This window comes from Lysobacter sp. (genome assembly GCF_035655815.1).
Taxonomy (GTDB): Bacteria; Pseudomonadota; Gammaproteobacteria; order Xanthomonadales; family Xanthomonadaceae; genus Lysobacter_J.
The window spans coordinates 87,043-113,928 of record NZ_DASRTS010000029.1; the positions used below are offsets into that span (position 1 = coordinate 87,043).

26 protein-coding genes, 1 tRNA gene and 2 pseudogenes are annotated in these 26,886 nt (G+C 65.3%); 24 read left to right on the plus strand and 5 right to left on the minus strand.

The annotated features are described in order from the left end of the window. Nucleotides 1-333: 333 nt before the first annotated feature. The 9 genes from birA (at nucleotide 334) to VFE83_RS08115 (ending at nucleotide 6,339) form a co-directional block, all read left to right on the plus strand. Nucleotides 334-1,329, plus strand: coding sequence for a bifunctional biotin--[acetyl-CoA-carboxylase] ligase/biotin operon repressor BirA (birA, locus tag VFE83_RS08075; protein WP_324904938.1), 996 nt, complete (start codon nucleotides 334-336; stop codon nucleotides 1,327-1,329). Further along, nucleotides 1,326-2,066: a type III pantothenate kinase gene (locus tag VFE83_RS08080; protein WP_324904878.1), complete on the plus strand. Its 741-nt coding sequence runs from the start codon at nucleotides 1,326-1,328 to the stop codon at nucleotides 2,064-2,066. Before birA ends, VFE83_RS08080 begins: the two co-directional genes overlap by 4 nt. Nucleotides 2,067-2,075: 9 nt before the next feature. Then, nucleotides 2,076-2,816 carry an SPOR domain-containing protein gene (locus tag VFE83_RS08085; protein WP_324904880.1) on the plus strand — a complete coding sequence of 247 codons (741 nt, stop codon included), beginning with the start codon at nucleotides 2,076-2,078 and terminating at the stop codon, nucleotides 2,814-2,816. A 39-nt stretch (nucleotides 2,817-2,855) separates the two neighbouring features. Then, a tRNA-Thr gene (locus VFE83_RS08090) sits at nucleotides 2,856-2,931 on the plus strand. 173 nt (nucleotides 2,932-3,104) lie between these two features. Then, nucleotides 3,105-4,343 carry a tyrosine-type recombinase/integrase gene (locus tag VFE83_RS08095; protein ID WP_324904882.1) on the plus strand — a complete coding sequence of 413 codons (1,239 nt, stop codon included), beginning with the start codon at nucleotides 3,105-3,107 and terminating at the stop codon, nucleotides 4,341-4,343. Between the two features lie 116 nt (nucleotides 4,344-4,459). Next, on the plus strand, nucleotides 4,460-5,317 hold the full coding sequence (locus VFE83_RS08100) for a hypothetical protein (RefSeq protein WP_324904884.1): 858 nt from the start codon (nucleotides 4,460-4,462) through the stop codon (nucleotides 5,315-5,317). A 100-nt stretch (nucleotides 5,318-5,417) separates the two neighbouring features. Beyond that, nucleotides 5,418-5,648: an AlpA family transcriptional regulator gene (locus tag VFE83_RS08105; RefSeq protein ID WP_324904886.1), complete on the plus strand. Its 231-nt coding sequence runs from the start codon at nucleotides 5,418-5,420 to the stop codon at nucleotides 5,646-5,648. Further along, nucleotides 5,645-5,917 carry a hypothetical protein gene (locus VFE83_RS08110; protein WP_324904888.1) on the plus strand — a complete coding sequence of 91 codons (273 nt, stop codon included), beginning with the start codon at nucleotides 5,645-5,647 and terminating at the stop codon, nucleotides 5,915-5,917. Before VFE83_RS08105 ends, VFE83_RS08110 begins: the two co-directional genes overlap by 4 nt. Then, nucleotides 5,917-6,339: a hypothetical protein gene (locus VFE83_RS08115; RefSeq protein WP_324904890.1), complete on the plus strand. Its 423-nt coding sequence runs from the start codon at nucleotides 5,917-5,919 to the stop codon at nucleotides 6,337-6,339. Before VFE83_RS08110 ends, VFE83_RS08115 begins: the two co-directional genes overlap by 1 nt. 310 nt (nucleotides 6,340-6,649) lie before the next feature. Here VFE83_RS08115 and VFE83_RS08120 read toward each other — a convergent pair whose 3' ends face one another. Continuing rightward, a complete protein-coding gene (locus VFE83_RS08120) occupies nucleotides 6,650-6,907 on the minus strand; it encodes a hypothetical protein (protein WP_324904892.1) in 258 nt (85 codons plus the stop codon). A 223-nt stretch (nucleotides 6,908-7,130) separates the two neighbouring features. On the opposite strand from VFE83_RS08120, the gene VFE83_RS08125 reads away from it, so the two are divergent. The 4 genes from VFE83_RS08125 (at nucleotide 7,131) to VFE83_RS08140 (ending at nucleotide 10,158) form a co-directional block, all read left to right on the plus strand. Beyond that, nucleotides 7,131-8,066, plus strand: a complete 936-nt coding sequence (locus tag VFE83_RS08125) for a DUF3800 domain-containing protein (RefSeq protein WP_324904894.1) — start codon at nucleotides 7,131-7,133, stop codon at nucleotides 8,064-8,066. Between the two features lie 449 nt (nucleotides 8,067-8,515). Then, nucleotides 8,516-9,211, plus strand: coding sequence for a hypothetical protein (locus tag VFE83_RS08130; RefSeq protein ID WP_324904897.1), 696 nt, complete (start codon nucleotides 8,516-8,518; stop codon nucleotides 9,209-9,211). 3 nt (nucleotides 9,212-9,214) lie between these two features. Beyond that, nucleotides 9,215-9,856 carry a hypothetical protein gene (locus tag VFE83_RS08135; RefSeq protein ID WP_324904899.1) on the plus strand — a complete coding sequence of 214 codons (642 nt, stop codon included), beginning with the start codon at nucleotides 9,215-9,217 and terminating at the stop codon, nucleotides 9,854-9,856. Next, nucleotides 9,853-10,158 carry a hypothetical protein gene (locus VFE83_RS08140; protein WP_324904901.1) on the plus strand — a complete coding sequence of 102 codons (306 nt, stop codon included), beginning with the start codon at nucleotides 9,853-9,855 and terminating at the stop codon, nucleotides 10,156-10,158. Before VFE83_RS08135 ends, VFE83_RS08140 begins: the two co-directional genes overlap by 4 nt. A 176-nt stretch (nucleotides 10,159-10,334) precedes the next feature. On the opposite strand, the gene VFE83_RS08145 is transcribed toward VFE83_RS08140, so the two are convergent. Continuing rightward, entirely contained in the window at nucleotides 10,335-15,602 is a 5,268-nt protein-coding gene (locus tag VFE83_RS08145) for a hypothetical protein (protein ID WP_324904903.1), read from the minus strand. Nucleotides 15,603-15,820: 218 nt separating this feature from the next. Between VFE83_RS08145 and rocF the strand changes: the two genes are divergently transcribed. The 7 genes from rocF to VFE83_RS08180 all read left to right on the plus strand — a co-directional run bounded on the left by rocF (nucleotide 15,821) and on the right by VFE83_RS08180 (nucleotide 19,934). After that, nucleotides 15,821-16,744 carry an arginase gene (rocF, locus tag VFE83_RS08150; RefSeq protein WP_324904905.1) on the plus strand — a complete coding sequence of 308 codons (924 nt, stop codon included), beginning with the start codon at nucleotides 15,821-15,823 and terminating at the stop codon, nucleotides 16,742-16,744. Between the two features lie 128 nt (nucleotides 16,745-16,872). Then, a complete protein-coding gene (locus tag VFE83_RS08155) occupies nucleotides 16,873-17,007 on the plus strand; it encodes an entericidin A/B family lipoprotein (protein ID WP_324904907.1) in 135 nt (44 codons plus the stop codon). 121 nt (nucleotides 17,008-17,128) lie between these two features. Continuing rightward, entirely contained in the window at nucleotides 17,129-17,725 is a 597-nt protein-coding gene (locus tag VFE83_RS08160; RefSeq protein ID WP_414674704.1) for an RNA polymerase sigma factor, read from the plus strand. Further along, nucleotides 17,722-18,237, plus strand: a complete 516-nt coding sequence (locus VFE83_RS08165) for a hypothetical protein (RefSeq protein WP_324904911.1) — start codon at nucleotides 17,722-17,724, stop codon at nucleotides 18,235-18,237. Before VFE83_RS08160 ends, VFE83_RS08165 begins: the two co-directional genes overlap by 4 nt. A 64-nt stretch (nucleotides 18,238-18,301) precedes the next feature. Beyond that, on the plus strand, nucleotides 18,302-19,222 hold the full coding sequence (locus VFE83_RS08170) for a DUF4097 family beta strand repeat-containing protein (RefSeq protein WP_324904913.1): 921 nt from the start codon (nucleotides 18,302-18,304) through the stop codon (nucleotides 19,220-19,222). A 149-nt stretch (nucleotides 19,223-19,371) separates the two neighbouring features. Next, nucleotides 19,372-19,524: an entericidin A/B family lipoprotein gene (locus VFE83_RS08175; RefSeq protein WP_324904915.1), complete on the plus strand. Its 153-nt coding sequence runs from the start codon at nucleotides 19,372-19,374 to the stop codon at nucleotides 19,522-19,524. A gap of 209 nt (nucleotides 19,525-19,733) precedes the next feature. Then, nucleotides 19,734-19,934: a CsbD family protein gene (locus VFE83_RS08180; protein ID WP_324904917.1), complete on the plus strand. Its 201-nt coding sequence runs from the start codon at nucleotides 19,734-19,736 to the stop codon at nucleotides 19,932-19,934. Nucleotides 19,935-20,008: 74 nt separating this feature from the next. On the opposite strand, the gene VFE83_RS08185 is transcribed toward VFE83_RS08180, so the two are convergent. Then, a complete protein-coding gene (locus tag VFE83_RS08185) occupies nucleotides 20,009-20,815 on the minus strand; it encodes a hypothetical protein (protein ID WP_324904919.1) in 807 nt (268 codons plus the stop codon). 105 nt (nucleotides 20,816-20,920) lie between these two features. Between VFE83_RS08185 and VFE83_RS08190 the strand changes: the two are divergent. From VFE83_RS08190 to VFE83_RS08205, 4 genes and pseudogenes are all read left to right on the plus strand, one after another. Next, a pseudogene (locus tag VFE83_RS08190) lies at nucleotides 20,921-22,138 on the plus strand (tryptophan--tRNA ligase); the annotation flags it as partial. 104 nt (nucleotides 22,139-22,242) lie between these two features. Then, nucleotides 22,243-22,557 carry a hypothetical protein gene (locus VFE83_RS08195; RefSeq protein ID WP_324904921.1) on the plus strand — a complete coding sequence of 105 codons (315 nt, stop codon included), beginning with the start codon at nucleotides 22,243-22,245 and terminating at the stop codon, nucleotides 22,555-22,557. 98 nt (nucleotides 22,558-22,655) lie between these two features. Beyond that, complete coding sequence (locus tag VFE83_RS08200; protein ID WP_324904923.1) at nucleotides 22,656-23,603, plus strand: MBL fold metallo-hydrolase; 948 nt, start codon at nucleotides 22,656-22,658, stop codon at nucleotides 23,601-23,603. 126 nt (nucleotides 23,604-23,729) lie between these two features. Continuing rightward, complete coding sequence (locus VFE83_RS08205) at nucleotides 23,730-24,830, plus strand: sensor domain-containing diguanylate cyclase (protein WP_324904925.1); 1,101 nt, start codon at nucleotides 23,730-23,732, stop codon at nucleotides 24,828-24,830. Nucleotides 24,831-25,113: 283 nt separating this feature from the next. On the opposite strand, the gene VFE83_RS08210 is transcribed toward VFE83_RS08205, so the two are convergent. Beyond that, on the minus strand, nucleotides 25,114-25,500 hold the full coding sequence (locus VFE83_RS08210; protein WP_324904927.1) for a VOC family protein: 387 nt from the start codon (nucleotides 25,498-25,500) through the stop codon (nucleotides 25,114-25,116). Between the two features lie 477 nt (nucleotides 25,501-25,977). Next, nucleotides 25,978-26,739, minus strand: a pseudogene (locus tag VFE83_RS08215) (2-oxo acid dehydrogenase subunit E2); the annotation flags it as partial. Nucleotides 26,740-26,886: the final 147 nt, after the last annotated feature.

Sequence of the window (26,886 nt, forward strand, 5' to 3'; positions counted from 1 at the left end):
GGCGGGCTCGTGCATTGCAGCAACTCTCCGTGTAGGGCGGGCCATCGGCCGGGCCGGCCGGCGGTCGTCTGCCCTCCGGACGGCGCCTTGCAGACGCATCATCCTCTATCGATGCACCGCCGGGGCGGATCGTTGCAACGCTTCGGCGCGCGCGGCCGTCGTCCCGCCGAAATCCTCCTCAGGACCTCCGCCAAAGGCTATCGCCGCGGCCTCATGAACGGCGGTGCCGTTCGACGGGGGACGCCGCTCCCGCATAATCCGCGCCATGAATTCCGCATTCCGGCCCATCGGGGGCGTCCAGCGCCCTTCCCATCCGCGTCCGCGGGCCGGCTGATGGACGAGCGCGAACTGCTGCGCCGGCTGACCGAGGGGCCGGTGTCGGGCGATGTCCTGGCGCGTGCCGGCGGCCAGACCCGCGCTGCCATCTGGAAACGGATCGGCGCGCTGCGCGAGGCCGGCGTGCCGATCGAGGCCCAGGCCGGCCGCGGCTACGTGCTGGCGGCTCCGGTGGAGCTCCTCGACGCCGCGATCATCCACGACGCATTGCCCGCCGAGATTGCCGGGCTGCTGGACGGCTTGGAAGTCGCCTGGTCGGTCGATTCCACCAACACCCAGCTGCTGTGCCGGCCGGCGCCTGAGCGTGGCGCCCTGGTGCTGCTGGCCGAACGCCAGACCAGCGGGCGGGGCCGACGGGGGCGCGAATGGTCCTCGCCGCTGGCGGCGCATCTCTACGTGTCCGTATCGCGCCAGTTCGGCGCCGGCCTGGCCCGGCTGGGCGGCCTGAGCCTGGTGGCGGGAGTGGCCGCGGCCGAAGCGCTGCGCGAGCTCGGGTACGCGGACGTGGCGCTCAAGTGGCCCAACGACCTGGTCGTGCCGGGTGCAGCCGGTCTGCGCAAGCTCGGCGGCATCCTGGTCGAAGGCGGCGGCGAGCACGCCGGCCCAGCGCGGGCGGTGATCGGGCTGGGAATCAACGTGCGCATGCCTGCGTCGGTGGCGGCCAACATCGACCAGCCATGGTGCGACCTGGCAGACCTGTCGAAGCCCGGTGCGGCTCCGCGGCGGAACCGCCTCGCCGCGGCCGTGCTGGCGCGGATGCTGCCTGCACTGGAGGAGTTCGACGCCACCGGTCTGGCGCCGTTCCTCGAACGCTACGCCGCGCTGGACGCCTTGAGTGGGCAGAGCGTCGCGGTCGCCGTGGCCGATGGTCCTCTTCGCGGCGTCGCGCAGGGATTGGCCGACGACGGTGCATTGCGCGTGTTGCTCGATAGCGGCGACGAACGCGTATTCCATTCCGGAGAAGTGAGCGTGCGACGGGAAGCGGCGGCATGAGTGCCTGGTTGTTCGATCTCGGCAACACGCGCCTGAAGTGTGCGCCGCTGCTCGCCGATGGTGGCATCGGCGAGGCGATCGCGCTGCCGCACCGGCAGGAGGATATCGCCGCCGCGATGGCGCAACACCTGCCGCCGCGGATCGAGGTCGCCTATCTGGCGAGCGTCGCCAACCCGGAGCTGCGCGTCGCCGTGCTCGACGCGCTGTCCGCGCGTTGCGGCCGCGTGTCGGTGGCGCGTACGCAGCCACGCTTCGGCGAGGTGCGTATTGCCTATGCCGATCCGCGCAAGCTGGGCGTCGATCGCTTCCTCGCACTTCTCGGCATACACGCGCGCCATCGCGGGCCGAGCCTGGTCTGCGGCGTGGGCACCGCGCTGACAGTCGACCTGATCGACGGCGACGGTCGCCATCTGGGTGGCCGCATCGCGCCGTCGCCCACGTTGATGCGCGAGGCTCTGCACGCGCGTGCGCCGCAGCTGCCGGAGCAGGGCGGCGCCTATGCAGACTTCGCCGCCGACACCGAGGATGCGCTCGCTTCCGGCTGTGAGGGCGCGGGCGTGGCGCTGATCGAACAGAGCCTGCATGCCGCCCGCGAGAAGCTGGGCGTCGAGCCTGCGCTGTTCCTGCATGGCGGAGGATCGGAAGACCTGGCGCGCGGCCTGCGCAACGCGACGCAGGTCCCAACGCTGGTGCTGGAAGGACTGGCGCAGTGGGCCCGCGTGGAAACGGCCGCTTAGAATCGCCCCATGCTCGTACGCGCCCTGGTCGTCCTGCTGCTGGTGCTCAATGTCGGCGTCGCCACGTGGTGGGCGCTGCGCACGCCCGCTGCGCCCAACGCGGGCTACGAGCCGCCACTCGGCGTCGCGAAGCTGCAGCTGGTGAGCGAGGCGCGTCCAGTGGCGAAGCCCGCTGCATCCACCACCGCGCCAGCCTCTGTGCCACCACCCAAGCCGGCGGTGGCCAGCACCAGCACTCCCACCGCTCCGGCTGCACCCGCACCGACACAACGGGCCGCGCCGCCTACCGTCGCGGCCCGGTGCTTCAGCGTGGGGCCGTTCAACGATGCGTCGGCAGCCGCGAACGCGCGCGACCTGCTGCTGGCCGTGTCCACCAAGGTGGTGCCGCGCGAGCAGTCCACCGGCTCGGCGCGCGGCTGGCGCGTATACCTGCCCGCGGCCGCCACGCTCGAGGAAGCGCAGGCCACGGCGCAGCGCATCGCCGCGGCCGGCTTCAACGATTTCTTCGTGGTGCGCCAGGGTGGCGAAGCCAACTCCATCGCGCTGGGCCGCTACCGTAACGAGGACTCGGCACGGCGTCGCGCGCAGACCCTCACCGCCGCCGGCTTCGCCGCGCGTGCCGAACCACTGGGCGACGGCCGCACCACGGTCTGGCTGGATCTGGTCGCCAACGACAACTTCGATCCGGCACGCGCGCAGGCCGCGGTGCTCGCGCCGGCCCGGCCGCTGGACTGCGCCCGCATCCGCTGACATGGCGCGATCCGCCGCGCAGGCTAGAATGTCCCTCCCGCCGGCATAGCTCAGTTGGTAGAGCAACCGCCTTGTAAGCGGTAGGTCGTCAGTTCGATTCTGACTGCCGGCACCAAAGGATGGTTTCAGGCGATCTCAAGACAGCTCGGAATCATCACAAAGCCCCGCAATTTGCGGGGTTTTTTGTTGCCTAACGTCCCGTGTGGTCCCGTTGCAGCCTGTGAGGCGCGGGGGTAACGTTGGGGGTAACAGGCCCCTCTGGGGGTAAAAAGGGGCGGGATAACGGACGTGGCGGCGAACACGGGAACGCTGACCGCTGCGGCGATCAAGGCAAGCAAACCTGGGAAGTTGTTTGACGGCGGCGGCTTGTTCCTGCTGACCAAGGAAAGCGGCGCGCGCTACTGGCAAATGAAATACCGCTACGGCGGCAAGGAGAGGCTGCTGTCATTCGGTGTTTACCCTGAGGTATCGCTGGCCGAGGCGCGGCGGAAGCGCGATGCAGCGCGCGAGGCGATCCGTGACGGCAAAGATCCGGGTGCCCTGAAGCGGGCGAACAAGGTTGCGGCTCGCGTCGCCGCCGCCAACAGCTTTCTGGCAGTCGCGGACGCATGGATGGCGACTCAGAAGAGGAAACTTGCTCCCGCCACGTTCGCCAAGTCGCAATGGCTACTCGATCAAGTGCTGCCGTGGCTGGGATCGCGGCCCGTTGCTGAGATTGAGCCCCCCGAGCTGTTGACCGCGCTCAAGCGCATCGAAGCCCGAGGCGCGCACGAAACCGCGCATCGGACTAAGGAGAAATGCGGGCAGGTGTTCCGTTACGCCATCGCCCATGGGTTGGCTAAGCGTGACCCCTCCGCCGATCTACGCGGGGCGCTGGCCCCCATTGTGCGCACATCGCGCGCTGCGATTACGGACCCGAGCAAAGTCGGCGCCCTCCTGCGGGCGTTGGACGGCTACGGCGGCCAGCTTGTCACTCGCTGTGCACTACGGATTGCGCCTCTACTATTCGTGCGCCCTGGCGAGCTGCGGGCGATGGAGTGGGCCGAGTTGGACCTGGACGCCGCGCAATGGCGAATCCCTGCGCAACGGATGAAGATGAGGGAGGAGCACGTGGTCCCGCTTTCATCGCAGGCCCTGGCAATCCTGCAGGAGCTGAAACCCTTGACCGGACGGGGGCGCTACGTGTTCCCCAGTCTGCGCACCGCGGCGGCTCCAATGAGCGAAAACACGGTCAATGCCGCGCTGCGGTCCCTGGGGTATGACAAAGTCACCATGACTGGCCACGGTTTCCGCGCGATGGCTAGCACGCGCTTAAACGAGCTTGGCTGGCTGCCGGACGTGATCGAGCGCCAGTTAGCCCATGCAGAGCGAAACAAGGTCCGCGCCGCCTACAACCGAGCCCAATACATGGCCGAGCGCGTGAAGATGATGCAGGCGTGGGCCGACTACTTGGACCTGCTGCGGGTCGGTGCGAAAGTGATTCCGATCAATCGAGCGGCGGCGGGAACCCAGAAACCTTCCCGTTAGCGGGAATGGTTAGCACGAGACACTACTGTCACTTACCGGACAACCTGCGTGGATCCGGACAGGGTGGGTTTTAGTGAAAAACCCGGCCAGCGAAAATTCTTCAGCGAGCAACGGACATGGAATCGGACGAGCAACGGTACGAGCGGGATCTGGAGATGCGCTTGGGTGACCCACAACTTGCGAAGCTAGCTGCATCGGGCGCGCTCGCCGCTGTGGTTGCAATGCTGCAAGACAAGAGAAGGGTTAAGCCGTTTGAGATAGAGCGACTGCCGCTAGATAGCTGGATCATCGGCGCAGTTGCCTCGTCTTTGGCTGAGCCCGATATCGCAGAAACAATGACGAACAGCGAGAGGCGACGCATCGCAAAGGATATCGTTGACAGCGCGAGCAAGCTTTCAGCCTCACTGGGGGTCTTTCAGCACAAAGGCGGAATGCGATGGCCATTCCAGCCCTTTCTTGATCGCTTGGCGTTAGAGGTGCAGCTCAGCGAAGAAGAAAACTTGTCTGAAGCTGGAGTTCCCATGGACGAGGACACGGCTCATCGGTGTCGTTTCGCGGTGTATCACCTGCTAATGCATAAGCTAGACATGGTCTTTGAAGCCCTGATTTCTGGGGCGGAGCGGTTTGCTGAGTCCGATACATTGCTGAAGAAGCCCAATGACAAGAACGCAGATCGTTTGTACTTCATTCGATCATTGAACCGGAAATTCTGCGTTGAGTTCCGATCTCCCTGTCGTGCCGCTGTGCTGGCGCTCACATCGGAGTACTTCGACGTAAGCGATCTAGATGAGGCTGCGCTGAGTAAGTTAGCCCCCTTCTACAAGCCGGAGCCGATCCCGATGTCGCAGGAGGAGATCGACTTTATGGTTCAGTATTACGAACAGAAGGGCGACCCCACGTACTTGGATCGGTTGCGCGCCCACCGCGAAGCTGAATCAAAATGGGGAATGGGGCGAGAATCTTCAGTGGAGTGAAACTCCCCAGCAGCAGACTTAGGTGCCATTACTAGAAAATGGCTTCTGCCACGTAATGGCGTCCGCCTGGACATCCTGAGCCGGGACGGACCTTCAATGAATGACCTGCGACACCACCGCGCCCGAAACGGGCGCATTGATCCTCGAACGCCTGCCGCGCGTCCGCGCTCGCACCGGCTTCTCCCGTTCCGAAATCTACCGGCGTATCGCCGCTGGTGACTTCCCTCAGCCGGTGAAGCTCGGCGAGCGGGCGAGCGCCTGGGACAGCCGGGAGATTGACCGCTGGATTACCTCGCGCATCGCGGCACGCGACGCAAAGGCCGCGGCATGAACGGCGCCGAAGAGAGCACCAACGCTGGCGGGCGCTGGGCTTATGAGTGTGTTGACACCGTGGGCGACAGCGGCGCAGAGCATCGCCACATGCAGCTGTCGGCGCTGTTCCTGGCCCGCGTGGCAATCAACGCGGCGCAATCGCAGTTGGGCGTTTACGCCTTGGCAACGGATGCCCCTCTGCATAGCATCGTCGAAGCCGCGGACCTTCTGGATGCCGCGGAGCAGCGGCTGATGGCGTTCTCTGTCGCAGTGGAAGGGGGTGGCTAATGTCTGCCCCCAGCCGCCGCTCGCGGGAGCGCTTCAAATCCCGGCGCAATACCGGGTGGTTCTTCCGTATCGACGTCGCCGTCCTGGACAGCCCCGCTTACTGCGGGCTGTCCTTCAAGTCGCGGGCCTTGCTGTTCGACCTGGGCGCGCAGTACCGGGGCAACAACAATGGCGACCTCGCGGCGCCCTGGTCGTGGATGAAAGGGCGTGGGTGGAAATCGAAGGACACACTGCAGCGCGCGTTGCGTGAGTTGCTGGAAGCAGGACTCATCGAGCAGACACGCCAAGGCGGCTTGCACTGCGCGACGCTGTACGCGTTCACGTGGCTGGGCATCGATGAGTGCGGCGGGAAACTCGAGGTGCGGGCTAACCCGGTGCCGTCGAACCTTTGGCGTCGTGCCGCGCTGCAAACGGCGGCCTAAAACACGAAGCCACCCCGATCATCGGGGCGCACTGCCCCAACCAGCGGGTCAAGGAATCGGAATGTCGCCCCGTCCATCGGGGTGAAGTGCCCCGACTATCGGCCCTAGAACAGCACTTTCGGCTGATCTTGTGCCCCGACCATCGGGCTCCTTCTAAGAATCTACCAAGCGGAGCGCGGCTGTGTGCTGCGCGTGGCGAGCCACACCCCTGCGAAGCCGGTTGAAGCGCACCCGGCGCTGACACGAGGATGGACACTGCCAGCTCAAAGGCGAGGATGGTGATTCGCCTCGCCGCCGGGAAAACACGATCCTAATCCGATTCGAGGTCACCCATCCCTCGAAGCACTTCGGCCTTCGTGAAGACTCGCAGGTGACCGCGACCCATCAAGAACTCGCGGTAAGCTTGGATCGAGGTCGTCCACGCGGCTTCGGCAACATGCATGCCTGCGGCAATGACGTGTCCGTGCTCGTCCAGAAGCGCAAATGTTGCTGGCCTTCCATCGGCGGTGACGGCGGTCAACCCTTCGTAGCTAAGGGCAGAGATGGTCGGTGCTTCGTCGACACTCATCTGCCTCTCCCATTGGTCAGCGTGCGGAACCGAGTTTCCCATCAACAACCCTGCAATCAAGACGCCTGCAGGTTACTTTTCTGCCCTCAGTCGCACGCGAGTGGTCGTTCCGGCTCGCGGAAAGGTGTCATCACCCGGGGCCAGAAGCGGACCTTCACCTGTTGCCTCGCCGCGAAATCGTCGCTACGCCCCATTTCACCCGGTCAACGGCTACCCTTTAGGGATGCGAGAACAGAAGCCGTCTACATTCCTCCAGGCAGTTACCGATGACTCGGGTAGCGACAAGGGCGACCGAAGGTTGTTCATGGCCGGCTTTATATCTACCGCCGATAACTGGGCGTTGTTCTCCGACGCTTGGGCGGCTGAGTTGAGGGCCGAAAAACCCATCAGCTACCTCAAAATGCGCGAGGCAAACAGCCGGGATGGGGAATTCGATGGCTGGACACAAGCGGAGGTCAGGGAAAAGCTAGCTCGTCTGAAGGCGGTCATCGATTACTTCGAGCCAATGTCGTTTCATAACTCCATGAGCCGCTCCGCTGATTGGGAGGGGTTCAGGGCGATCGCTCCACGGGGTCTGGGGAATGCACATCTTTCCTGCACGTTCGGCATAGTTTCCTCCGTTAGTCGATTCGTCGCCAGCCAGAAGTATCCAAACAAGATTGAGTTCATCTTCGACACTCAGGCAGAAATCGAGGATGAGGTTGATCTGTTCTTGGGGACCATGGCGGAAAGCGTCCCCGAAGAAGCACGCGCACTCATCGCGCGCAAGCCAAGATATGAGGACGACAAAACATTTGCTCCACTTCAGGCTGCCGACATGCTCGCTTGGCATCTCCGCAGAAGGCATGAGGATCATGGCTCTTGGATGAATGAGTCTGACGATCTCGCTCCCATTAACAGTAGTGCTCACCTTGACTGTGGCGATCTCGACACGGTCCTCGCGAGTACCTACGCGGGAGTGGCAGAACGGATGAACGGAGTGGGTGGCCTGAAATCGAAAGGCGAGTGGCAGCGGATCAAGAAGGACGCGCGGCGATTGCAGGCGGCCGGCTACGTACCGCCGGCAAGTTCGTCCCGCGAAGTGCACTTCCGCGCTCTTATGCGCTGGCAGCGGGGCCGTTCGTTTAAGAACTGGTTGCGCGGGCTCTTCGGGCGCTAGGGTCGCGCGCTGTCACCACCCAGTAAAGCCCGTGCTGAACTTCGCGAGCGTCTGCTTTGATCGGAACCGGACATGACAACCCGGCAGCCGCTCCGGACTGCGACCTTCAAGCCGGAAGCAGCCCAAGGCTATCTCACTAGGTTGGGGTCGGGCCGAGGCTTCCGCATGCCGGCGGAAAACGCGAGGCCCACCCCAACCATCGGGCCGCACTGCCCCGACCATCGGGTCAAGGAAACATGATATCGCCCCGCCTATCGGGGCGGAGTACCCCGGCCATCGGTCCTAAACTGGCACTTTCATCTGTTCTTGCGCCCCGACCATCGGGCTCCTTCTAAGAATCTACCAAGCGGAGCGCGACGGCCCGCTGCGTGCGGTGAGCAATCCGAGGGGGAGGAGGTCGGAGCCTTGGGACGCTAGAATGCCAAGGACATGACCAAATAGGATGCACGATGGCCTGCTCCAGGGGCGCCGCGTCGCCTGATGCACACACCCAGCGCCGACTGTTCGCCGCTTCTGCCGGGTATTGTCAGAATCCTGGCTGTGCAAATGAGCTCTTCGTCGACGCGGGAGGCGAGTCATTTCACATCGCCGAGATGGCACATGTTTTTGCCGCGAACGACGGCGGCCCGAGATCCAATCCTCAGCTGAGCAAAGCCGAGCGCGGTGCGTTCGAGAACTTGGTCGTTCTCTGTGCAAACTGTCACACCAAGGTGGACAAGGCACCAGATGCCTTCCCCGACTCGATGATGCTCGGATGGAAGCGCGAGCACGCGAATAAGCTCCGGGGGCTCTTCGGTGCGGTTCGGTTCGACGACCGCGCGGCTGCCCGCCAGGTTATTGAGCCCCTCCTCGCGCAGAACTTCGCAATTTTCCAACAGTATGGGCCTCACATAGAAGCCGCTCTCAATCCTGAGAGCGGTGCTGCAGAACAGTGGAAGCGGAAGATGCTCACGCGCATCTTGCCCGCCAATCGTCGAGTACTTGCAGTTCTCGACGCCAACCGTCATCTACTTCGCGATGGCGAATGGGCAACTGTTGAGCGATTCCGCCAACACATTGACGACCTTGAGGCATTCCACATCGAGGGGAGTAGGCAGGATGCTTCCCGCTTCCCCGGCGAGCTATCTAACATTTTGGACGTTTGATACATGGGCAATGTGACTACTTGGGTGGCTGACAGGCTTGCAGCAGACCGGCATGGAGTGAAGGTTGTAGGGCGCACTCCAGAGGGCCTATTGGTTGTCGGGACGGACGATTACACCTTCTCGGTCGCAGTATTGGGCGTCCAAGACATTGTTCAAGTTTCGCAAGTGCAGCCTCTATTTGGCGGCGCCAACAAGCCTCAACTAGTGATTAACGTTCCTTCGAAGACGTTGTGGAGTGGGGCTGCAATTGACTTTCTCCATTCCGTGCCTGCAGCGTTTGGCACCATGGGTGACATAGACCGCGCGGCATACACGAAGGCTGCTGAGTCCTTCCGCGACAAGAACATGGGTTTTTTCATAAACGCCATGGAGCAACACAAGAACGTATCAGCCGTTTCGTACGTCTACGACTCCGTCTTTCGAGCGGACCGTCGGATTGGACCCAGTGTCACCGTCGCTGTGGTCGGCGCGTACAACCTGAGCGCTGAAGATGTGCGCAATGCCCGAGCTCGCGTCGGCCACTTTGATGTGGTGGTAAAGTCCTCCAGTCATGGGGCGATAACCCATCAGGCGGCGGCAGCTGCGGAATCGATGGGCGCTGAGGCGCTGACGTTTGGCGAGCTGATGCAGCGTCTCGGGAAGTGATTCGTTCTCGTGTCATTGCAAGTCTGACGGAACTTGCCGTATCGCTTGGCCCGATTGTCAGTGGCACGGAATGGCATCTGTTCGGCTCAGTCAACCGGGACGAGCCTAATGCGTCGGACATCGATCTGATGATCTTCTGCGAGACTGATTTTCAGGCCGACATAATTCGACAAGCGATTGATCCTGACTCGCTCTCGTTGCCGCTCCATCTTTCCTTGTTTACCTTCGAGGAAGCGGCGGCGATCGACGTGACCTCGGCGCAGCAAAGTGCGCTAATTCTCGAATTACCCCCTGGCGCGTGACCATCAAGGCAGTAGGCGTCACCTAAGGCATGGGCGTGCGACGTCCACAGAGGAGCAGACTTTGGCGCCACTCCATCGTTGTGGTCACGACCACTACCGGCCAATCGCAGCAATCGGGATTGGGGTGGCAAACGAAATTTCGCTACGCCGACCGATTGACGTCTGCTCTCGACCCCTCATCGCAGCCGCTTAATGCGCTCTTGGAGAGCCAGGGCGGTCGGGAGGTTCTTGGCTGCGAGGGCAGCGGCTATCTCGATAAGCGCCTGCCGCGCCTGAGCATCGTGCGACAGGGCTTGCGTGTCGAAACTCAACACCGTGGCCACCAGCTCCACCAATGCATCGCCCGTACTCTCGCGGTACCAGCGGTTGGGCGTCTCACTTCCCCTCAACATGGCGGCGAGCCAGCGAAGGCCGTCAAGGCGAAGCGGGGCTCCGAAGTTCGTCGCCAGGAAATGACAGAAGCGTGTGATGCATTCTTCGTCGTGACCCAAGTGCGTGGAGGCCCAGCGTTCGTAGACATCTTTCATCCGCAGAGCCGCACCCTCGTTCAGCCGGGTCAATGCATCCTCGTTGCCGAAGCCAAGCAAGTCGCAAATCAAGCGCTCGCCGTAGAACCAGAGGCCGGGTTGAGACCAATCGGCGGCGAGGCCGTACTCCGCCACTGCCCGCCAGACGCGCTCGAATGCAACCGGGTCGTCACCTTTCCCGAGACGCAGGAACAATCCGCGAATGAAGTGTTGCAGCGCGTAGTGCGCGGCCGGTCCGTGGGAGAGAACAGGTTCCCAAACCGCTCGCTCTTCCCCTTTGCGCGCCGTGATCACCAAGGCTCCGAGCTTCAGGAGGATGTCGTAGCCGAGGCTCTGGCTCGGCAAGCCGTACTCGCCGTAGTCATTCTTCTCGCGCGCCTTGGCGCGCGTGGCGTCGTAGTCCCAGATGCGCAGCGCCAAGCGCGTGTCGAGGTCGCGGTCGCCGGTGCCATCGCCATGGATGAGCCAGTTGAACAGGACTTCGAGGAAGTGACCGTCTAGCGAACCGGCCCGTTCGCGCTCTGGCTTTCCGCGCCAAAGCTGGTCGCCTGCATTGTAGAGCCGCATCCGGCGCTGGAAGTCCAATCGTTTTCGGCCCGCGACGACACGCTTGAAGTCGAGGTCATCCGGCGTCGCATTCGGTCCACGGAGCGGGAAGCGCCGCAGCCGTGCGAGCCACGCCTTCCAGGCGCGCTCTGCGTCGTCGCCATCGCCGTGGTGCGGAGCGAGCAGGATGAGGCCCGACCAGAACAGCCCGGCCCGGAGCAGCCGCCACCACGCGGTGCCAAGCTCCTCTCGATTGGCGTAGGCGACGCCGACCACAACGGCGGTTGCTCGCGTGTCGCCGCTCGTCAGAAGACGCAGGACGGCGGTCTCCCATTCCTGAACGCCATCTCCATCGGCGAGCCACAGGTGCATGACCGCGTAGGCGACGAACTTCAGCTCGTCGCGGAGGCTCCCCATGTGCCGTCCGCGAATTTCTTCTCCTGTCGACGTGACCGCTGCCACACCGGCGCGCACCACTTCGAGCGCGTGCTTCTGCGCTTCGGGGTTCTGAGCGAGCCAAGCGCCTCCCAATGCGACGAGCGTGCCCGCCGCAGCGAAACGGCATTTCGATTTCGTGTCCTCATCTTCGCCTTCCGCTCCGGCCTCACACTCCTGGAGTAGATTGAAGAGATACGCGGCCTCATCGTCGGCAAGCGGTTGACCACCCTGAAGCCGCTGCTCGCATCGGTCCGGCACGAGAAGGTATGTGAGGGTGGGCGCGCTATTGGCTTGCCACGACTGCACCTCGAGGCTCAGCTCGTCAGGACAGACGAAACCCCTGGTTTCCGCGCCCGTCGCCGGGTCGGTGACGGTTGGATAGTTGGCTTCGTCGAGCGCGGCGAAGAGCAGCTTGAACTCCAGCGCCTCCTTCGGATCTTCAGGCAGCGCCCATGTCGGCAGCAGCGCTTGAAGACGCCGCGCAACGTCGTCGTCGGCCAACAGGAGTTCGACAACGACATCGAGGAACTTCTGCTGGCGATGGGGCGCTAGGGTCCAATCACGGGCGAAGTCAAACATCGCCTGGCCACCCTGCAGCCAGCTCCAACCGATGAAGTTATTGCCAACCTGCTTCACGCGCACGCTGTCCCAATAGAACAGGTTCGGGAACGTCAGCAGAGAAGCGAGGGGCCCCGTCAACAACGACGGTCGGTACTTGGCGACGTTCAGGAGCACGCTGACGAGCGCCGCGGAGTTCCCGTCCCGGAGTATCCTCGCGATATCAGCGGCTATGTCCTCATCCGCGTCGAGTCGCAGCGTTAGCCAGCGCTCCAGCGCATCGAGCGCGCAGAACAGGTTTCCGTTGCGCAAGTCATTGCACTGCGGCCAGCCAAAAACCTGCCACCAACCGGGGAAGGTCTTATGCGACCCGTCCGCGAATTGGAGTGTCACCGCGGGAGCCTCACCGGTGCCACGTTTCATGACCTCGGCGACCCAGCGCTCCGTGCAGAAGTTCACCAGCGCGATGAGCGAGGTGAGCGCCGTTTCCGGGGCCAGCTGGAAGAAGAGGAAGAACGGGCTCTTCCAGAAGGCCGTCGGGTACGCATCCTCGGGGTATTCAAGGCCGAGGTCCATTTCGAACCGGTCGGACCCATACTCCCGTTCTGGCTGGTCTTCGATGATGAGCGCGAGCAAGACTTCGGCGGCCAGCTCAGGCTGCGCACCCATCAGAGAATGGATGCCGTTTTCTTTGATGCAGGCGATCCGAAAATCCATGTCGACCTTGTCGCTTGCCCCCAGCGGCCAAGGCGGCAAGCGCTCGCGGAACGACCCGAGGGAGCGAGCCATCTGCTTCCGTTCGTGCCGTGCCTTGTATTCGGCATTGGTCTTCAGAAGCTCGGTGTGCGCGTTCGCCTTCTGTAGTTGAACCTCGGCGATGCGCCGTTTGACGTCAGCGTCAATCTCTCGGCGTCCCGCGAGTTCGAGTGCCCAGTTCCCGACCTCGGTCGGCAGGTCGGCCGCGCCAGCCAGTGGTGCGGTGTACAGCAACGGCTCGCGCGTCAGGTACATCACGCCGTGGCCCTTCTCGACCTGCACGGTCCGAGCCATGGCGAGTGCCATCTCCGCCATCTCAAGGCGGAAAGGCATCAGATTGCCGCTGCTCAGCGCGCGCGGTGTCTTCGCCAGCCAAGTCTCGATGACCTTCGCTAGAGCGGACGAAACCAGCCCAGCTAGTCGCTCCCGCTGTGCGATAAGGAAGCGGAGAACGGGCGGCCACCGGCCAAAGACAATCGAGCGGTACTGCGCCTCCACGTACAAGCCGACCGCCGCGCTCAGTCCCATTCCGCCGCCGGTCGGCACCGTCGCGATGTGGTGGAAGCGCAGCAGCAGCCGCGTGAAGTGTTTCGCGCCGTTGTCGAGCAGGAGGTCGACGCGCTCGGTCAGGAAGCGTTCGGCGTCGGGGTCCAAGCAAAGCGCATCAAGGAGGATATCGCCCGCCAGCTCGTTCTTCGCGGCCTCCGCGGCCCTGAAGGCGACGTCCCAGGCCGTGCCGGTCTCGGCCGGCTGTCGTAGCAGAAACTGGCCCAGCATCCGGAGCGCGTTCGTCCAGAGCGGATTGCCCGCCAGAGCGGCCCACCGCGGTGTGTCCGTCCAAATCTGTTTTAGGAACTGGAAGCGCGCCCAATCCGCCGCGAGATCGTGCTCGAACTCGATGCGGTTGGTCCTCTCGTTCACGCGCAACGGAAGCTCCTCGGGCCGTCGCGTGAACGTCGCTGTGTCCGCCGCCTCCATGTCGGTCAGCGCGAAGCTGCGCTCGAACGATGCTTCTCGCTGGGCGAGGCGCATCATCAGCGCCTGCACGTCAGCGCGGTCCTTCGTCCAGTACTTCCACAGGCGGTCGGCGATAGCGGTGTGAGACGCCAGTCCACCGGCGTTCGACCCCAGCGCCGCGCCAGCCTTAATGACCCACGCCAGTGTCCGCAGGTTCGTTAGCGCGGCGATGGTGTCGTCATGGGCGCCCAACCAGCCCAAGGTGGGCGACGGCAGAAGCGCCAACTTCACAGCATCGCTCTTGAGTGCCTCGACCTCGACCAGATGCGCTTTCCGCCCGCCGAGTATCGTTTCTTCGCCTTCGACCCAACCCTGCGTCTGCGTGACGATGACGACCCGCCACGCACCCTCGGTCTCTTCGCCGTCATTCGGCAGGATGGCTTGAAGCAGCTGGCGGATGACGACGAACTCGCCGGCCTCGATGCGTTCCGCAGAGTCGATGACCAGCACGTTCTGCGGTTTCACCGTGGCGTTCAGCACAAGCGAAAGTTCGTGCGTCAGGGGAAGGGCGCTGCGCCGCGCCGCGCTGAGCGCACTCTTCAGCTCTTCCGGACCGAACCACACCTGGCTCCAAGATGGGTACGTGTCGTTCAACACCGACTTGACCAGTGCCGACTTGCCCGAGCCCGACTCCCCGAAGACCACCGTGACCGGGTTGTCGGCGACCGCCGTCTGGAGCGACGCCTTCTCCGCCGTACGGGGCACGGCATAGCCTGAAGGCAGCTCGGTTTCTATCCGCGCCTTGTGGTCCGTAGTGATCTTGGAGAGCGTCTCCCAATCACCCTCAAAGTCCGGGTGATGGCGAAGGCCGAACTGGCGCCGGAGCAAGGACAACAGGTCCGGGACGGTGATGGTCCCACTGCGAAGGCGCACCTCCTTCGCGACGTTGATGAGCTCCTTCCAGAGCGACTGCGCTTCGTCCTCACGGCTAAACGCGAGCAAGCGGCGGCATTGCGCGATAGCCTGGGACTCGGTGTCGGAGTGCGCGAACTGAAAGTCGGTGGGCAGCACATGCAGGCGGCGAATGAGCTCGATGGTCTCTTCGTCGGACGCGCTACCGGGTTTCTGGACGCTGTCGAAGACGCGCGACTGCCTCCTATTGCTGCGGATGCGGCTCAACGCGAGCGCCGTGTCCGTACCGCTGCATGCGTTTTTCACCTCGCGCCACGACGGGTCGAACGCCTTGTCGGTCCCGATCGTCACCAAGGCCAGTCTGTCTGTCGCGCGGTTAAACGGCCCGTGTGGGTCACGCCACTGCTCCCAGGCGCGCGTGACGAAATCAGCGGGGAGCCCGGCCGCGCTTACCTGGAAGTTCCCTTTCGCAGAGATGGCTAACCGCTCCGGCGCGCCGGCCGCTTGCGCCGTCAACAGCAGATCGTCGATTCGCCAGCCCAAGGTCGAGACTTGGGCTTGGAGTTGGGTGGCGACGCGGCCGATACCCGGAGCCTGCTCACCCGAGAGGGCCTTCACCAACTGCCAGGCGCTGATTAGGTCCTCGAACTCGAACCCGGCGCCGCTCGTCGACCGCAGCGCCGCGGGCTCGCGCTTCGCGCTGCCGCTGCGAGGCGCCTTCGGCTTCGATGTGTTCTTAGAGAGGGTCATTAGCATTCCGTGGCTGCGCCGCGTGGCTCGCTGCGACGAAGCGTGACCTGCGCGAAGCTACACTAGAGCTGCTGTTCCCAGGTGCCACTAGCGACCGCAATGCGGGGGTATTTCTGGGGGTATAACATCCGTGTTGCGTATTTTAATACCAATAAATTCATAGTGTTGGCTCGGCTTTGCGGTGCCGACTGCCGCACCAGGGCGAGGAACGTCATTCGATGAGTCGCAGTTATCCCGCGGTGTCGCTGATCGGCGCACCGACCGACGTCGGTGCGGGGCACCGTGGCGCCCGGCTTGGGCCCGAGGCCCTGCGCATCGCCGGCCTCGGCGAGGCGCTGGCCAAGCGTGGCGTGGACGTGATCGATCGCGGCAACCTCGACGGTCCGCGCAATCCGTGGCAGAAGCCCGTCGAAGGCTATCGCCATCTGGCCGAAGTGGTGGCATGGAACCGCGCGGTGATGGACGCGGTCGGCGCGGAACTGGATGAGGGGCGCGTGCCCATCCTGCTCGGCGGCGACCACTGCCTGGGCCTGGGTTCGATCACCGCTGTCGCGCGCCACTGCCGCAAGACCGGCCGGCAGTTGCGCGTGCTGTGGCTGGACGCGCACGCGGACTTCAACACCAGCCAGGTGACGCCGTCGGGCAACATCCACGGCATGCCGGTGGCCTGCCTGTGCGGGCTGGGCCCCGATGCGCTGACGCGGCTGGGCGGCGAGGCGCCGGCCCTGCAGCCGGACGAGATCCGCCAGATCGGCATCCGTTCCGTCGACGAGGGCGAGAAGCGCCTGGTCAAGGAGTACGGGCTGGACGTGTACGACATGCGCTACATCGACGAGATCGGCATGAAGCGCGTGATGGAGGAAGCGCTGGAAGGCGTGGACGAGAACACGCACCTGCATGTCAGCTTCGACGTGGACTTCCTCGACCCGAGCATCGCGCCGGGCGTCGGCACCACCGTGCCGGGCGGGCCGAGCTACCGCGAGGCGCAGCTGGTAATGGAGATGATTGCCGACACCGGGCGCATGGCATCGCTGGACATCGTCGAGCTCAATCCGATCATCGACAAGCGCAATCGGACCGCGCGCCTGGCGGTGGACCTGGTCGAAAGCCTGTTCGGCAAGTCCACCCTGATGCGCGACTGAGCCGGGTCCAGGCCGCGACGGCTGAATTCCGCCTGACACCCCTCCGAACCGCGAACTTGGCCAGATGCGACCCGCGCCCGGCCGTGCGATGCTTCGCGCCATCGTTGACTACCGTCTCCGGAGAGACCATGAAGCGCTTCATCGCACTGCTGCTGCTTGCCGCCTTCTCGATCGCCACCCTGACCGCCTGCAACACGATGGAAGGTCTGGGCAAGGACGTGCAGAAGCTCGGCCAGAAGGTCGAGGACAAGGCCGCGGACTGAGGCGCCCCGCCCATCGACCACACGAAAGGCCGGCATTCGCCGGCTTTTCTGTTTTTTGGCCTGAGAGCGTGCAGCCGCCGCCCCGTTAAACCGCGGACGGTCCGGCTGCATCTCAACGACTATGCTGACCGCCGTGACCGAATTTCTGACCGATGCCCCTGCCGCGGACGAAGCCGGTGGCGACGACCGCGCGCTGGTCACCGCGGCCGCACGCGGCGAGACGAGGGCCTTCGAGACCCTGTATCGCCGGCATGCCGGCCGGGTCCACGGCGTCATCGCGCGGCTGGTGGGCGGGCAGGGCGCACGGGCGGAGGACCTGACCCAGGAGGCATTCGTCCGGGCGTGGCAGGCGTTGCCGGCGTTCCGCTTCGAATCGGCCTTCTCGACCTGGCTGCACCGCCTGGCGGTCAACACCGCACTGATGGACCTGCGCAGCCGCCGCAGCCGGCCGCAGGACGACGGCGACAGCGACGAGGAGGTGTTCGACCTGCTCGGCAGTGCCGATTCCGCCGGGCACACCACCGCCCTGTCGATGGACCTGGAACGGGCCGTCGCCAGCCTGCCGCCGCGCGCACGCGCCGTGCTGGTGCTGTACGACGTGGAAGGCTGGAAGCACGAGGAGATCGCCACCGAACTCGGCATGGCGGTCGGCAGTTCGAAAGCGCAATTGCACCGCGCGCGCAACCTGCTGCGCGAACGGTTGGGAGCACACGCATGAAAACGCACGATCACGACGACATTTCCCGGGACGAGATGCCCGACGCCCTGCGCTGGCAGTTGCGCGCGTTGCGACGCGACGTTCCGCCGCAGCAGGACCTGTGGCCGGCCATCGCGCAGCGCCTGCAGGAGCAGCCGCGCAACACCGCGCCACGCGCGCGCTGGGTCACTCCGGTGGCGCTGGCCGCGACGCTGGTACTGGCGGTCGGCGCGGTCGGTTTCTGGCGCGGTGCGGACCTGCCGGTGAACGGCTCCTCGACCGCGACACCGCGCGCCACCCTGGTGCAGCTGGAAGTGCAGGGCATGACCCGCGAATACCAGGCCGCGATGCTCGAAGTCGGCGCGACACAGCCGCCGGCGGAACTGCAGCCCGCGTTCGATGAGTTGGACCGCAATGCCGCGCTGATCCTCGATGCGCTTGCCCACGACCCGAATTCGCGCCTGCTGCTGGAGCAGCTGCGCCGCACCTACGCTCGCCGGCTGGCCCTGGCCCAACGTCTGGCCTATGCCTGAAGCCACTGCCATCCGTAACCGCTTGCCCCGCACGATCGACATGACTGCTTTCCGGAGAACTTCCATGACCCGCGTCCACATCCAACGCCTCGCACTCGGCCTGGCCCTGACCATGGCGATGCACGCCGCCCTGGCCGCCACGCCGATCAACGAGACGCGCCCGCTGGATCCGCGGGGGCGCATCGAGATCGAGAACGTCAAGGGCAGCGTCGAGGTCAAAGCCTGGGACCGTCCCGAGGTCCGCATCGAAGGCACCCTCGGCCAGGGCGTGGAGCGCCTGGAAGTCGAAGGCGATCGCGAACACCTCAACGTCCGCGTGAAGTATCCCAACCGCAACGGCATCGGCCTGTTCGGCAGCAGCGACAAGAGCGAGCCGACCGACCTGCGCCTGATGGTGCCGATCCGTGCGGACCTCGACATCGACGTGGTGTCCGCCGACGTCAACGTCGAGGGCGTCGCATCGGGTGAACTTTCGGTGGAGAGCGTCAGCGGCGACGTCGTCGTCGCGGCGGCGCCGCGCGAGGCCGACTTCGACAGCGTCAGCGGCGACCTGCATCTCACCATCAACAGCAATCGCGTGAGCGCGGAAACCGTCAGCGGCGACCTCACGCTGCGTGGTCGCATGGACGGCGAGGTCGACGTGGAAACCGTGTCGGGACGCATCGACGTGGGCGTGCTGCAGAGTCGCCTGCACCGGCTGACCGGATCTTCCGTCTCCGGCGACATCCGGGTGCAGACCGCACTGGCCAACAACGGCAACATCTCGCTGGAAACCGTCAGCGGCGATCTCGTTCTGGCATTGCCGCGCGATCTTTCCGCCAAGGTGCGCGGCGAGAGTTTCAGCGGCGACCTGCGCGCACCCGGCGCGGAGATCATCCGTCCCAAGCACGGCCCCGGTTCCAGCTTCGACCACACGTACGGCCGCGGTGACGGCGACGTGACCATCCAGAGCTTCTCCGGCGACGCGACGCTGCAGCTGGATTGACCGCCCGATGAATGCCCGTGCGTCGACCGTGACGCACCGCTGAACCCGCACCGGAGCATCCACCCCGCTTTCACGGCCTCTCGCGTCAGATGCATTCGCGACACGCACAAAGCGTGGCACGAGTGGTTCAACGAGCTGAGGAGAATTCCATGAAGCGTCTGATGGCTCTGCTTTTGCTGGCACTGTTTTCGATGGGCACCCTGAGCGCCTGCAACACCATTGCCGGGGCCGGCAAGGACGTGCAGGGCGCGGGCGAGAAGGTCGAAGATGCCGCGACCGACTGCAAGGACGGCAAGTGCTGATACGCGTTGCGAGGGTGGTGGTGGGAAGAAGGCCGGAGCAATCCGGCCTTCTTTTTTTTTCGAGTTCACGCCAGCACGCTGAATGCTGCATTCACCGATATCAAGCCGGGCCTAACGCAACGACCACTTCGCGCGAATGCCGGAGTTGCGAAGCTGGCTCGGCGGTAACGATTCGGGTGCCGCGACTCCCCGACACGAGGAATCAACGGATGAACAAAGACATCATTTCCGGCAAGTGGACTCAGTTGAAGGGCCGCGCGCAGGCGCGCTGGGGTGACCTGACTGATGACGACTTCGACGTCGCCGAAGGCAATGCCGAATACCTCGCAGGCAAACTGCAGGAGCGTTATGGCTGGGAACGCGAGCGCGCCCAGCAGGAAGTGCGTGAGTTCGAGAAGACCTTGAACTGACGTAGCAACAGCGGAGCGCGCGCCGGCAGGGAGCGGCCTGGCCGCTACCGGCGCGCGCAACCAAGGGACAGCGTTCAATTTCGGAAATCACCCGGCGGATCGGGGGCGAAACCGCCGGGAAACGCATGTGGGAAGTCCTGCATGCAGCACGACGACCTCACCACACCTCGCGCCACCAGCCCATCCCGATCGTCGTAACGCAGGCGCAGCACCTGCGCCGGCAACGTCGTGGCGCGCTGGAATGTCGTGCGCGTAGCGAACGAATGTTCGCGCGCACCATGCCCCGTTCCCGAGGATTGCATCGATTGCGCCTGGGCAACCGCCCTGCGCGACGGTGCCGCTGCGTCGACGGCTGCCTCCTTGCCGGCCTGCGATTCGGCGATCGCCGCGGGAGGTTCGCGCCACGGACGCGCCTCCTCGAACACGGCGACGCCGATCACGCCGACATTCTGCGCGCGACCCGTGCGTGCCGCATAGCTGTCGCCGATGTCGGTGAACACGAACTGCGCCACCTGCGACAGCGACTTGCGCCAGCCATCGATCTGCAGCGTCTGCCACGGCTCCAGCACGTAGCCGGTCTGCGACGTGGCGGCGGTCTGGCCGGTGACCACGTTGATGCCATCCACCGACACGACCGCCAGTACGCGCCCGCCGGTGACGTTGGTCAGGCGCAGGCCGTAGCGATGGCCCGGTCGCCCTTCGATCCAGTCGTCGCCGCGGTGCCGGGTGGGCGGCAGCCAGGCGCCGGTGTCGCGATCGACTGCGGCGATATCGACCAGGGGCGTGGCGTGATGACGTCCTCCGGCCACCAGTGGGGACGACGCGCCGAGCGCAGCCAGAAGGGCCGAAACGGCGAGAATTCGGGGCAGGACGGGCGACATGCGCGGAACTCCGGAGGGCTCGTCCGGTTGAACGCACGGGGTAGGGCCGCGGGGTTGAGGGCGCGCGGGTACACTGTGGAGCCGTTTTCCCGGCGTCATCGCTCCATGAGCCTCACCCGCGTACTCACCGGCATCACCACCTCGGGCACTCCGCACCTGGGCAACTACGTCGGCGCGATCCGCCCCGCCGTCGCCGCCAGCCGCGACCCGGGCGTGGAGAGCTTCTATTTCCTGGCCGACTACCACTCGCTGATCAAGGTGCAGGATCCGGCGCGCGTGCAGCGCTCGACGCTGGAGATCGCGGCGACCTGGCTGGCCTGTGGCCTGGAGCCGGACAAGGTGTGGTTCTACCGCCAGAGCGACGTGCCCGAGGTGCAGGAGCTGACGTGGTTCCTGACCTGCGTGGCTGGCAAGGGCCTGCTCAACCGCGCGCATGCCTACAAGGCCGCGGTGGACAAGAACCGCGAGGCGGGCGAGGACGACGACGCCGGCGTGAGCGCGGGCCTCTTCATGTATCCCGTGCTGATGGCGGCCGACATCCTGCTGTTCAACGCGAACAAGGTGCCGGTGGGTCGCGATCAGATCCAGCACATCGAGATGGCGCGCGACTTCGGCCAGCGCTTCAACCATCTCTATGGCGAGCACTTCGCGCTGCCAGAGGCGGTGATCGACGAGAACGTGGCCACGCTGCCCGGCCTCGACGGCCGCAAGATGAGCAAGAGCTACGACAACACCATTCCGCTGTTCGTGCCGCGGGAAGCGCTGAAGAAGCTGATCTATTCCATCGTCACCGACTCGCGCGCGCCGGGCGAAGCCAAGGACGCCGACACGTCCAACGTGTTCCAGCTGTACCAGGCCTTCGCCACCAACGAGGAAACAGCTGGGATGCGGAAGGCCTTCGCCGATGGCATCGCGTGGGGCGAGGCGAAGCAGGCGCTGTTCGAACGGATCGACCGCGAAGTGTCGCCGCTGCGCGAACGCTACGAATCCCTGATCGCGCAGCCCTCGCACATCGAGGCGGTGCTGCGTGATGGGGCGCGGCGCCTGCGCGAGCGTTATGCGCGGCCGACGCTGGCGAAGCTGCGCGAAGCCGTGGGCCTGCGCGATCTGTCGAAGGTGCCGGCGGCTACCTCGAAGAAGGCCACCAAGGGCGTGCTTCCGGCGTTCAAGCAGTACCGCGAGAGCGACGGGCGTTTCTACTTCAAGCTGGTGGACGGCGATCGCGTGCTGCTGCAGAGCGCCGGCCACGAATCCGCGCGCACGGCGGGACAACTGGTCGCCCGGCTCAAGCAGGAAGGCGGCGCCGCGCTGCATGCCGCCGAAGGCGCGGCGGTGCATCTGGGCGACGAGCTGATCGGCCACCTGCACGACGGCGTCGAACTGGCCGAACTGGTCGAAGCGCTGGCGCAGTTCGCCACCGAGGACGCATGAATCCGCTGGTCGAACTCAACCTGGCGCTGATCCTGTTCCTGCCGTGGTTCGCGATCCTCGGCACGCTGTACTGGATGTTTCCGCGCCAGCCGCGTCACTCCGCACGCAAGCTGTTCGACGCCATCGCGCTGCTGCTGGCAGTCACCGCGTTCCTGCTGAGCCTGTACTGGTCGCACGCCAGCGCCGATCCGATCTACGGACGCATGTGGCAGCAGGTGCTGGCCACCGCGGTGGGCTACGGCGTGTTCCTGGCCGTACTGACGCTCGCCTTTTTCGTGCGGCGGCACTGGTTGCGCGGGCGGGGCCGCTGAGCCCGCCGGCCTGCACGGCCGCTTGCGACCAAAGCGGCATCGTCGTTGCCGCGGCGCTTGCCTAGACTGCAAGGCGGAACAGGTCGCACGGAGCTCCCATGGACACTGCGTTCGCCGCGCACGGCATCGTCACCATCGACACCGGTTTCCAGCGCCCGCATTTCGATGCGGCGTACCTGATCGTCGAGAACGGCCGCGCGGCCTTCATCGACTGTGGCACGCAGCATTCGATCCCCGCGATGCTGGATGCGCTGGCATCGCACGGCCTGGGCCCGCAGGACGTGGACTGGCTGATCCTCACCCACGTGCACCTGGATCACGCGGGAGGCGCTGGCGCGCTGATGCGGCAGTTGCCCAACGCGACTCTCGCCGTGCACCCACGCGGCGCGCCGCACATGATCGATCCGGAGCGCCTGGTCGCCGGTGCCACCGCAGTCTACGGCGAGGAGGAGATCGCGCGCAGCTACGGCGACATCGCGCCCGTGCCGGCGCAACGCGTGCGTGAGCTCGCCGACGGCGACGTGGTCGAACTGGCCGGCCGTCCGCTGCTGTGCGTGCACACGCCCGGTCATGCGAAACACCATCTGTGCGTGTGGGATACGCGCAGCCGGTGCTGGTTCACCGGCGACACCTTCGGCCTGTCGTATCGCGAGTTCGACAATGCGGACGGCGCGCCATTCGTCATTCCCACGACGTCGCCGGTGCAGTTCGAACCCGAGCCGCTGAAGCAGTCGATCCGCACCATGCTGGCGCGCGAACCACACGGTATGTACCTGACCCATTACGGGCGGGTGGGGGACGTTAGGCGCCTGGCGGATGATCTGCGGGTGCAGATCGACGAGATGGTCCGCCTCGCGCGCCAGGCGCAGGAGCGGCCGGATCGGCACGAATGGCTGGTCGAGCAGTTGACGCACCTCTACGTCGGTCGCGTGCGGGCACACGGCGCACCGCTCGGCGCGGAGCAGGTTCGCGAACTGCTGGCCATCGACATTGAGCTCAACGCGCAGGGCCTGGAGATCTGGGCGTCGCGGGAACGCCGCGCCTGATCCCTGTTCAGGTGGGGCGGGCGCGGGACCGGCTGAACCGTCCGTCGCCCGTCGGCGCAGCTGTGGCGCGGATCACAGGTTTCGGCGAGGCTGGCAGTTAGCCTGTGCGGCCTTCCGAGCCGCTCCATGTCCGCCGCATACCCCCTCCTGCCACCGCCCGACGAGACGCGCCGCCAGGCCGCACTCGACGCCTATGCGGTGGTCGACACCGTGCCCGAGCAGGCGTACGACGACATCGTGCGGCTGGCGGTCACGCTGTGCGACGTTCCGGCGGCGGCGATCTCGCTGATCGACCACGACCGCCAGTGGTTCAAGGCGCAGATCGGGCTGGACGCGCGGCAGACGGCGCGCAGCGAGGCGATCTGCGAACGCGCCATCCAGCAACCGGACCGCGTGCTGGTGATCGAGGACCTGCAGGCGCAGACCGAAGTGCCGCGGCCCGCAATCAAGATCGATGGCGATCCGCTGCGCTTCTACGCCGGCGTGCCGCTGCTCTCGCCGGATGGACAGGCACTGGGCACGGTGTGTGTCCTGGACAACAAGCCGCGCACGCTGACGACGGCGCAGATCGAAGGCCTGGAAGTGCTGGCACGGCAGACCCAGCATCTGCTGGAGCTGCGTCGCTACGCCATGGAGCAGCGACGCCTGCTGTCAGAGCGCGAGGCGTTCGCGCAACGCCTGGAGGACGCACGCGCCGACCTGCAGCGTCGCAACGACCTGCTGCAGCACAGTGCAACGCACGACGCGCTCACCGGTCTGCTCAACCGCGCCGCGCTCGCGCAGCTGCGCGAGAACCCGGACGCCATGCTGCAGCTGCAGAAGGCGCCCTACACGCTGATGCTGCTGGACGTCGACCACTTCAAGGAAGTGAACGACCGCCACGGCCATCTGCTCGGAGATCGCGCGCTGCGCGCCGTTGCCGACGCGGTGGCGGCGTCCATCCGCGAACACGACGTGGCGGTGCGCTACGGCGGCGAGGAATTCCTGATCCTGCTTCCCGAGACGCGCCTTGCAGCCGCGGTGCAGGTTGCCGAGCGCATCCGCCAGCGCATCGCGCTGGCACCGCTGCCGTTCTCGCTGACCGTTTCCATCGGTCTGGCTGCGGGCGAGCCCACGCGCGACTGGTCGGAGCAGGTGTTCGACCGCGCCGACCAGGCCCTGTACAAGGCCAAGTCGACGGGCCGCAATCGCGTGGTGGTGGACGACACGCCGTTGCATCACGCGTGAGGTTCGCGGCGTCGCAAAGGGCGTCCGCATCTTTGTTCCGTCGCTCGACACTTGCCGTCATCCCGGCGAAGGCCGGGATCCAGGCTGATCGCGCATCAGCGAATGCGTCGAGTGCGTCCAGGCTCGAGGCCTAGATCCCGGCCTTCGCCGGGATGACGGCGCTGTATCGGCCATTGTCGTAGGAGCCAGCTTGCTGGCGATCAATCGCGGTTGGCTGTCGCCAGCAAGCTGGCTCCCACAAGCCTTCGGAGCGGTGATACATCCGCAAAACGGGAGCCGTCGCTCACTCCCACGTCTTCGGCTTGGACCGGATGTCCGGATCCTTCATCCGCACCACGCAGAAACGCTGCCCGGTGGGCGCTTCCATCACCCACCAGCGCTTCACGAAGGCGACCTTCTTTGCGCCGAGCTTCTCCAGCCGTTCGGCTTCGGCGTCGATGTCGTCCGCCTCGATATCCAGGTGCACGCGCGACGGATGCGAGACCTTCTGCACCTCGATGTACAGATCGCCCGGCGTGTCGCCGAACTGCTGATATTCGCAGGTGTCGTCGCCCGCATTGCGGTCGGCGATGGTCACGCCCAGCGCCTGGCTCCAGAAGTCGGCGGCGGCGTCCAGGTTGTCCGTGTTGCAGTCGATGATGAAACCGGCGAGACGGCTGCGATGCGCCATGGCACAACTCCCATTCGATTGGCAGTGGGAGCAGGTTGTACCGCAGCTGCTGACAGGGTCGTGTCAGCAGTGACGTTGACGGTTAGCGCTGTAGCCTCGCCTTGGCCGTGCAGTGAGGATGGTGCATTCCGCGTGCTGTCCTTCCCGCGAACGACGGAATCCATGTGTCCGACGACATCGCGGCCTTCGTCGGCAGTGACGCTCGCGAGCGTGGATTCCCGCCTTCGCGGGAATGACGGCGAAGAAATATCGGCTCCCGGGCGCTTCCGTTGAGGTCTACACCAACGAGGGAACGAAATGCGCTCGGGCCAATGGATTCCTTCGCGGGAATGACGGCAAGGAAGCGACGGCTCGCCGACGCTTCCATCGACTCCCGACTCCCGACTCCCGACTCCCGACTCCCGATTCCCGATTCCCGATTCCCGATTCCCGATTCCCGAGTCCCGAGTCCCGAGTCCCGGGACTCGGATCTTCGACTCAGTTCGGCGCCGCCATGTCGTCCAGCAGCGCCTTCAGGAAGCGCGCCGCTTCGCCGCCGGTGCAGGCGCGGTGGTCGAAGGTGAGCGAGATCGGCATGCGGCGGTGCACTTCGATGCCGCCCATCACGGCGACGACGTCGTGGCTGAGCTTGCCCGCGCCCACGATGGCCACGCACGGCGGCACCACCACCGGCGTCGCGTAGCGGCCGGCGAACATGCCGAAGTTGGACAGCGAGATGGTGTAGCCGCTGAGCTCGCTCGGTGCGATGGTGCGGTCCTCGACCTGCGCGCGCAGGCGCTGGATCGCGGCGCGCACGCCGTTGCCGTCGAGCATGTCGGCGTTGCGCAGTGCCGGGACGAAGAGGCCGTCCTCGGTGTCCACGGCGATGCCGATGTCGACGTGCGGATGCAGTGTGCGGGTGAGGCTGTCGCCATCGAACCACGCGTTGAGCGCCGGCACCACCTTGCATGCGGCGACGATCGCGCGCACCAGGCGCGCGGTGATGTCCTGCTTGCCGATCCAGGCGTGCAGATCGGCGTCGTCGCACAGCGTGGTCGGAACAACCTTGGCGTGCGCATCGGCCATCACGCGCGCCATGTTGCGACGCACGCCCTTGAGTTGCTCCGGCTGGCCACTGGCGCCCACGCCCGGCGGCTGGGTGCGCATCGGCTTGCCGGCCTGCGATAGCGTGCTGCGCGACGGCGCCGCGGCCACAGGTGCCCGAGCGGCGGGCGGTGGACTCCCTGTTGCCGTTGCTGGAAGATGAAAATGAAATGGTCCAGGAAACGGCGGAGGGGGCTTTAGCCAGTCTGGGCTGGAAACCAAACACTCCATAATGAAAGGGATTCGTACGATGGCTGACGACATGCCAACGAAGTTGCTTCAAATCGGTCCTAAAGGCGGAAC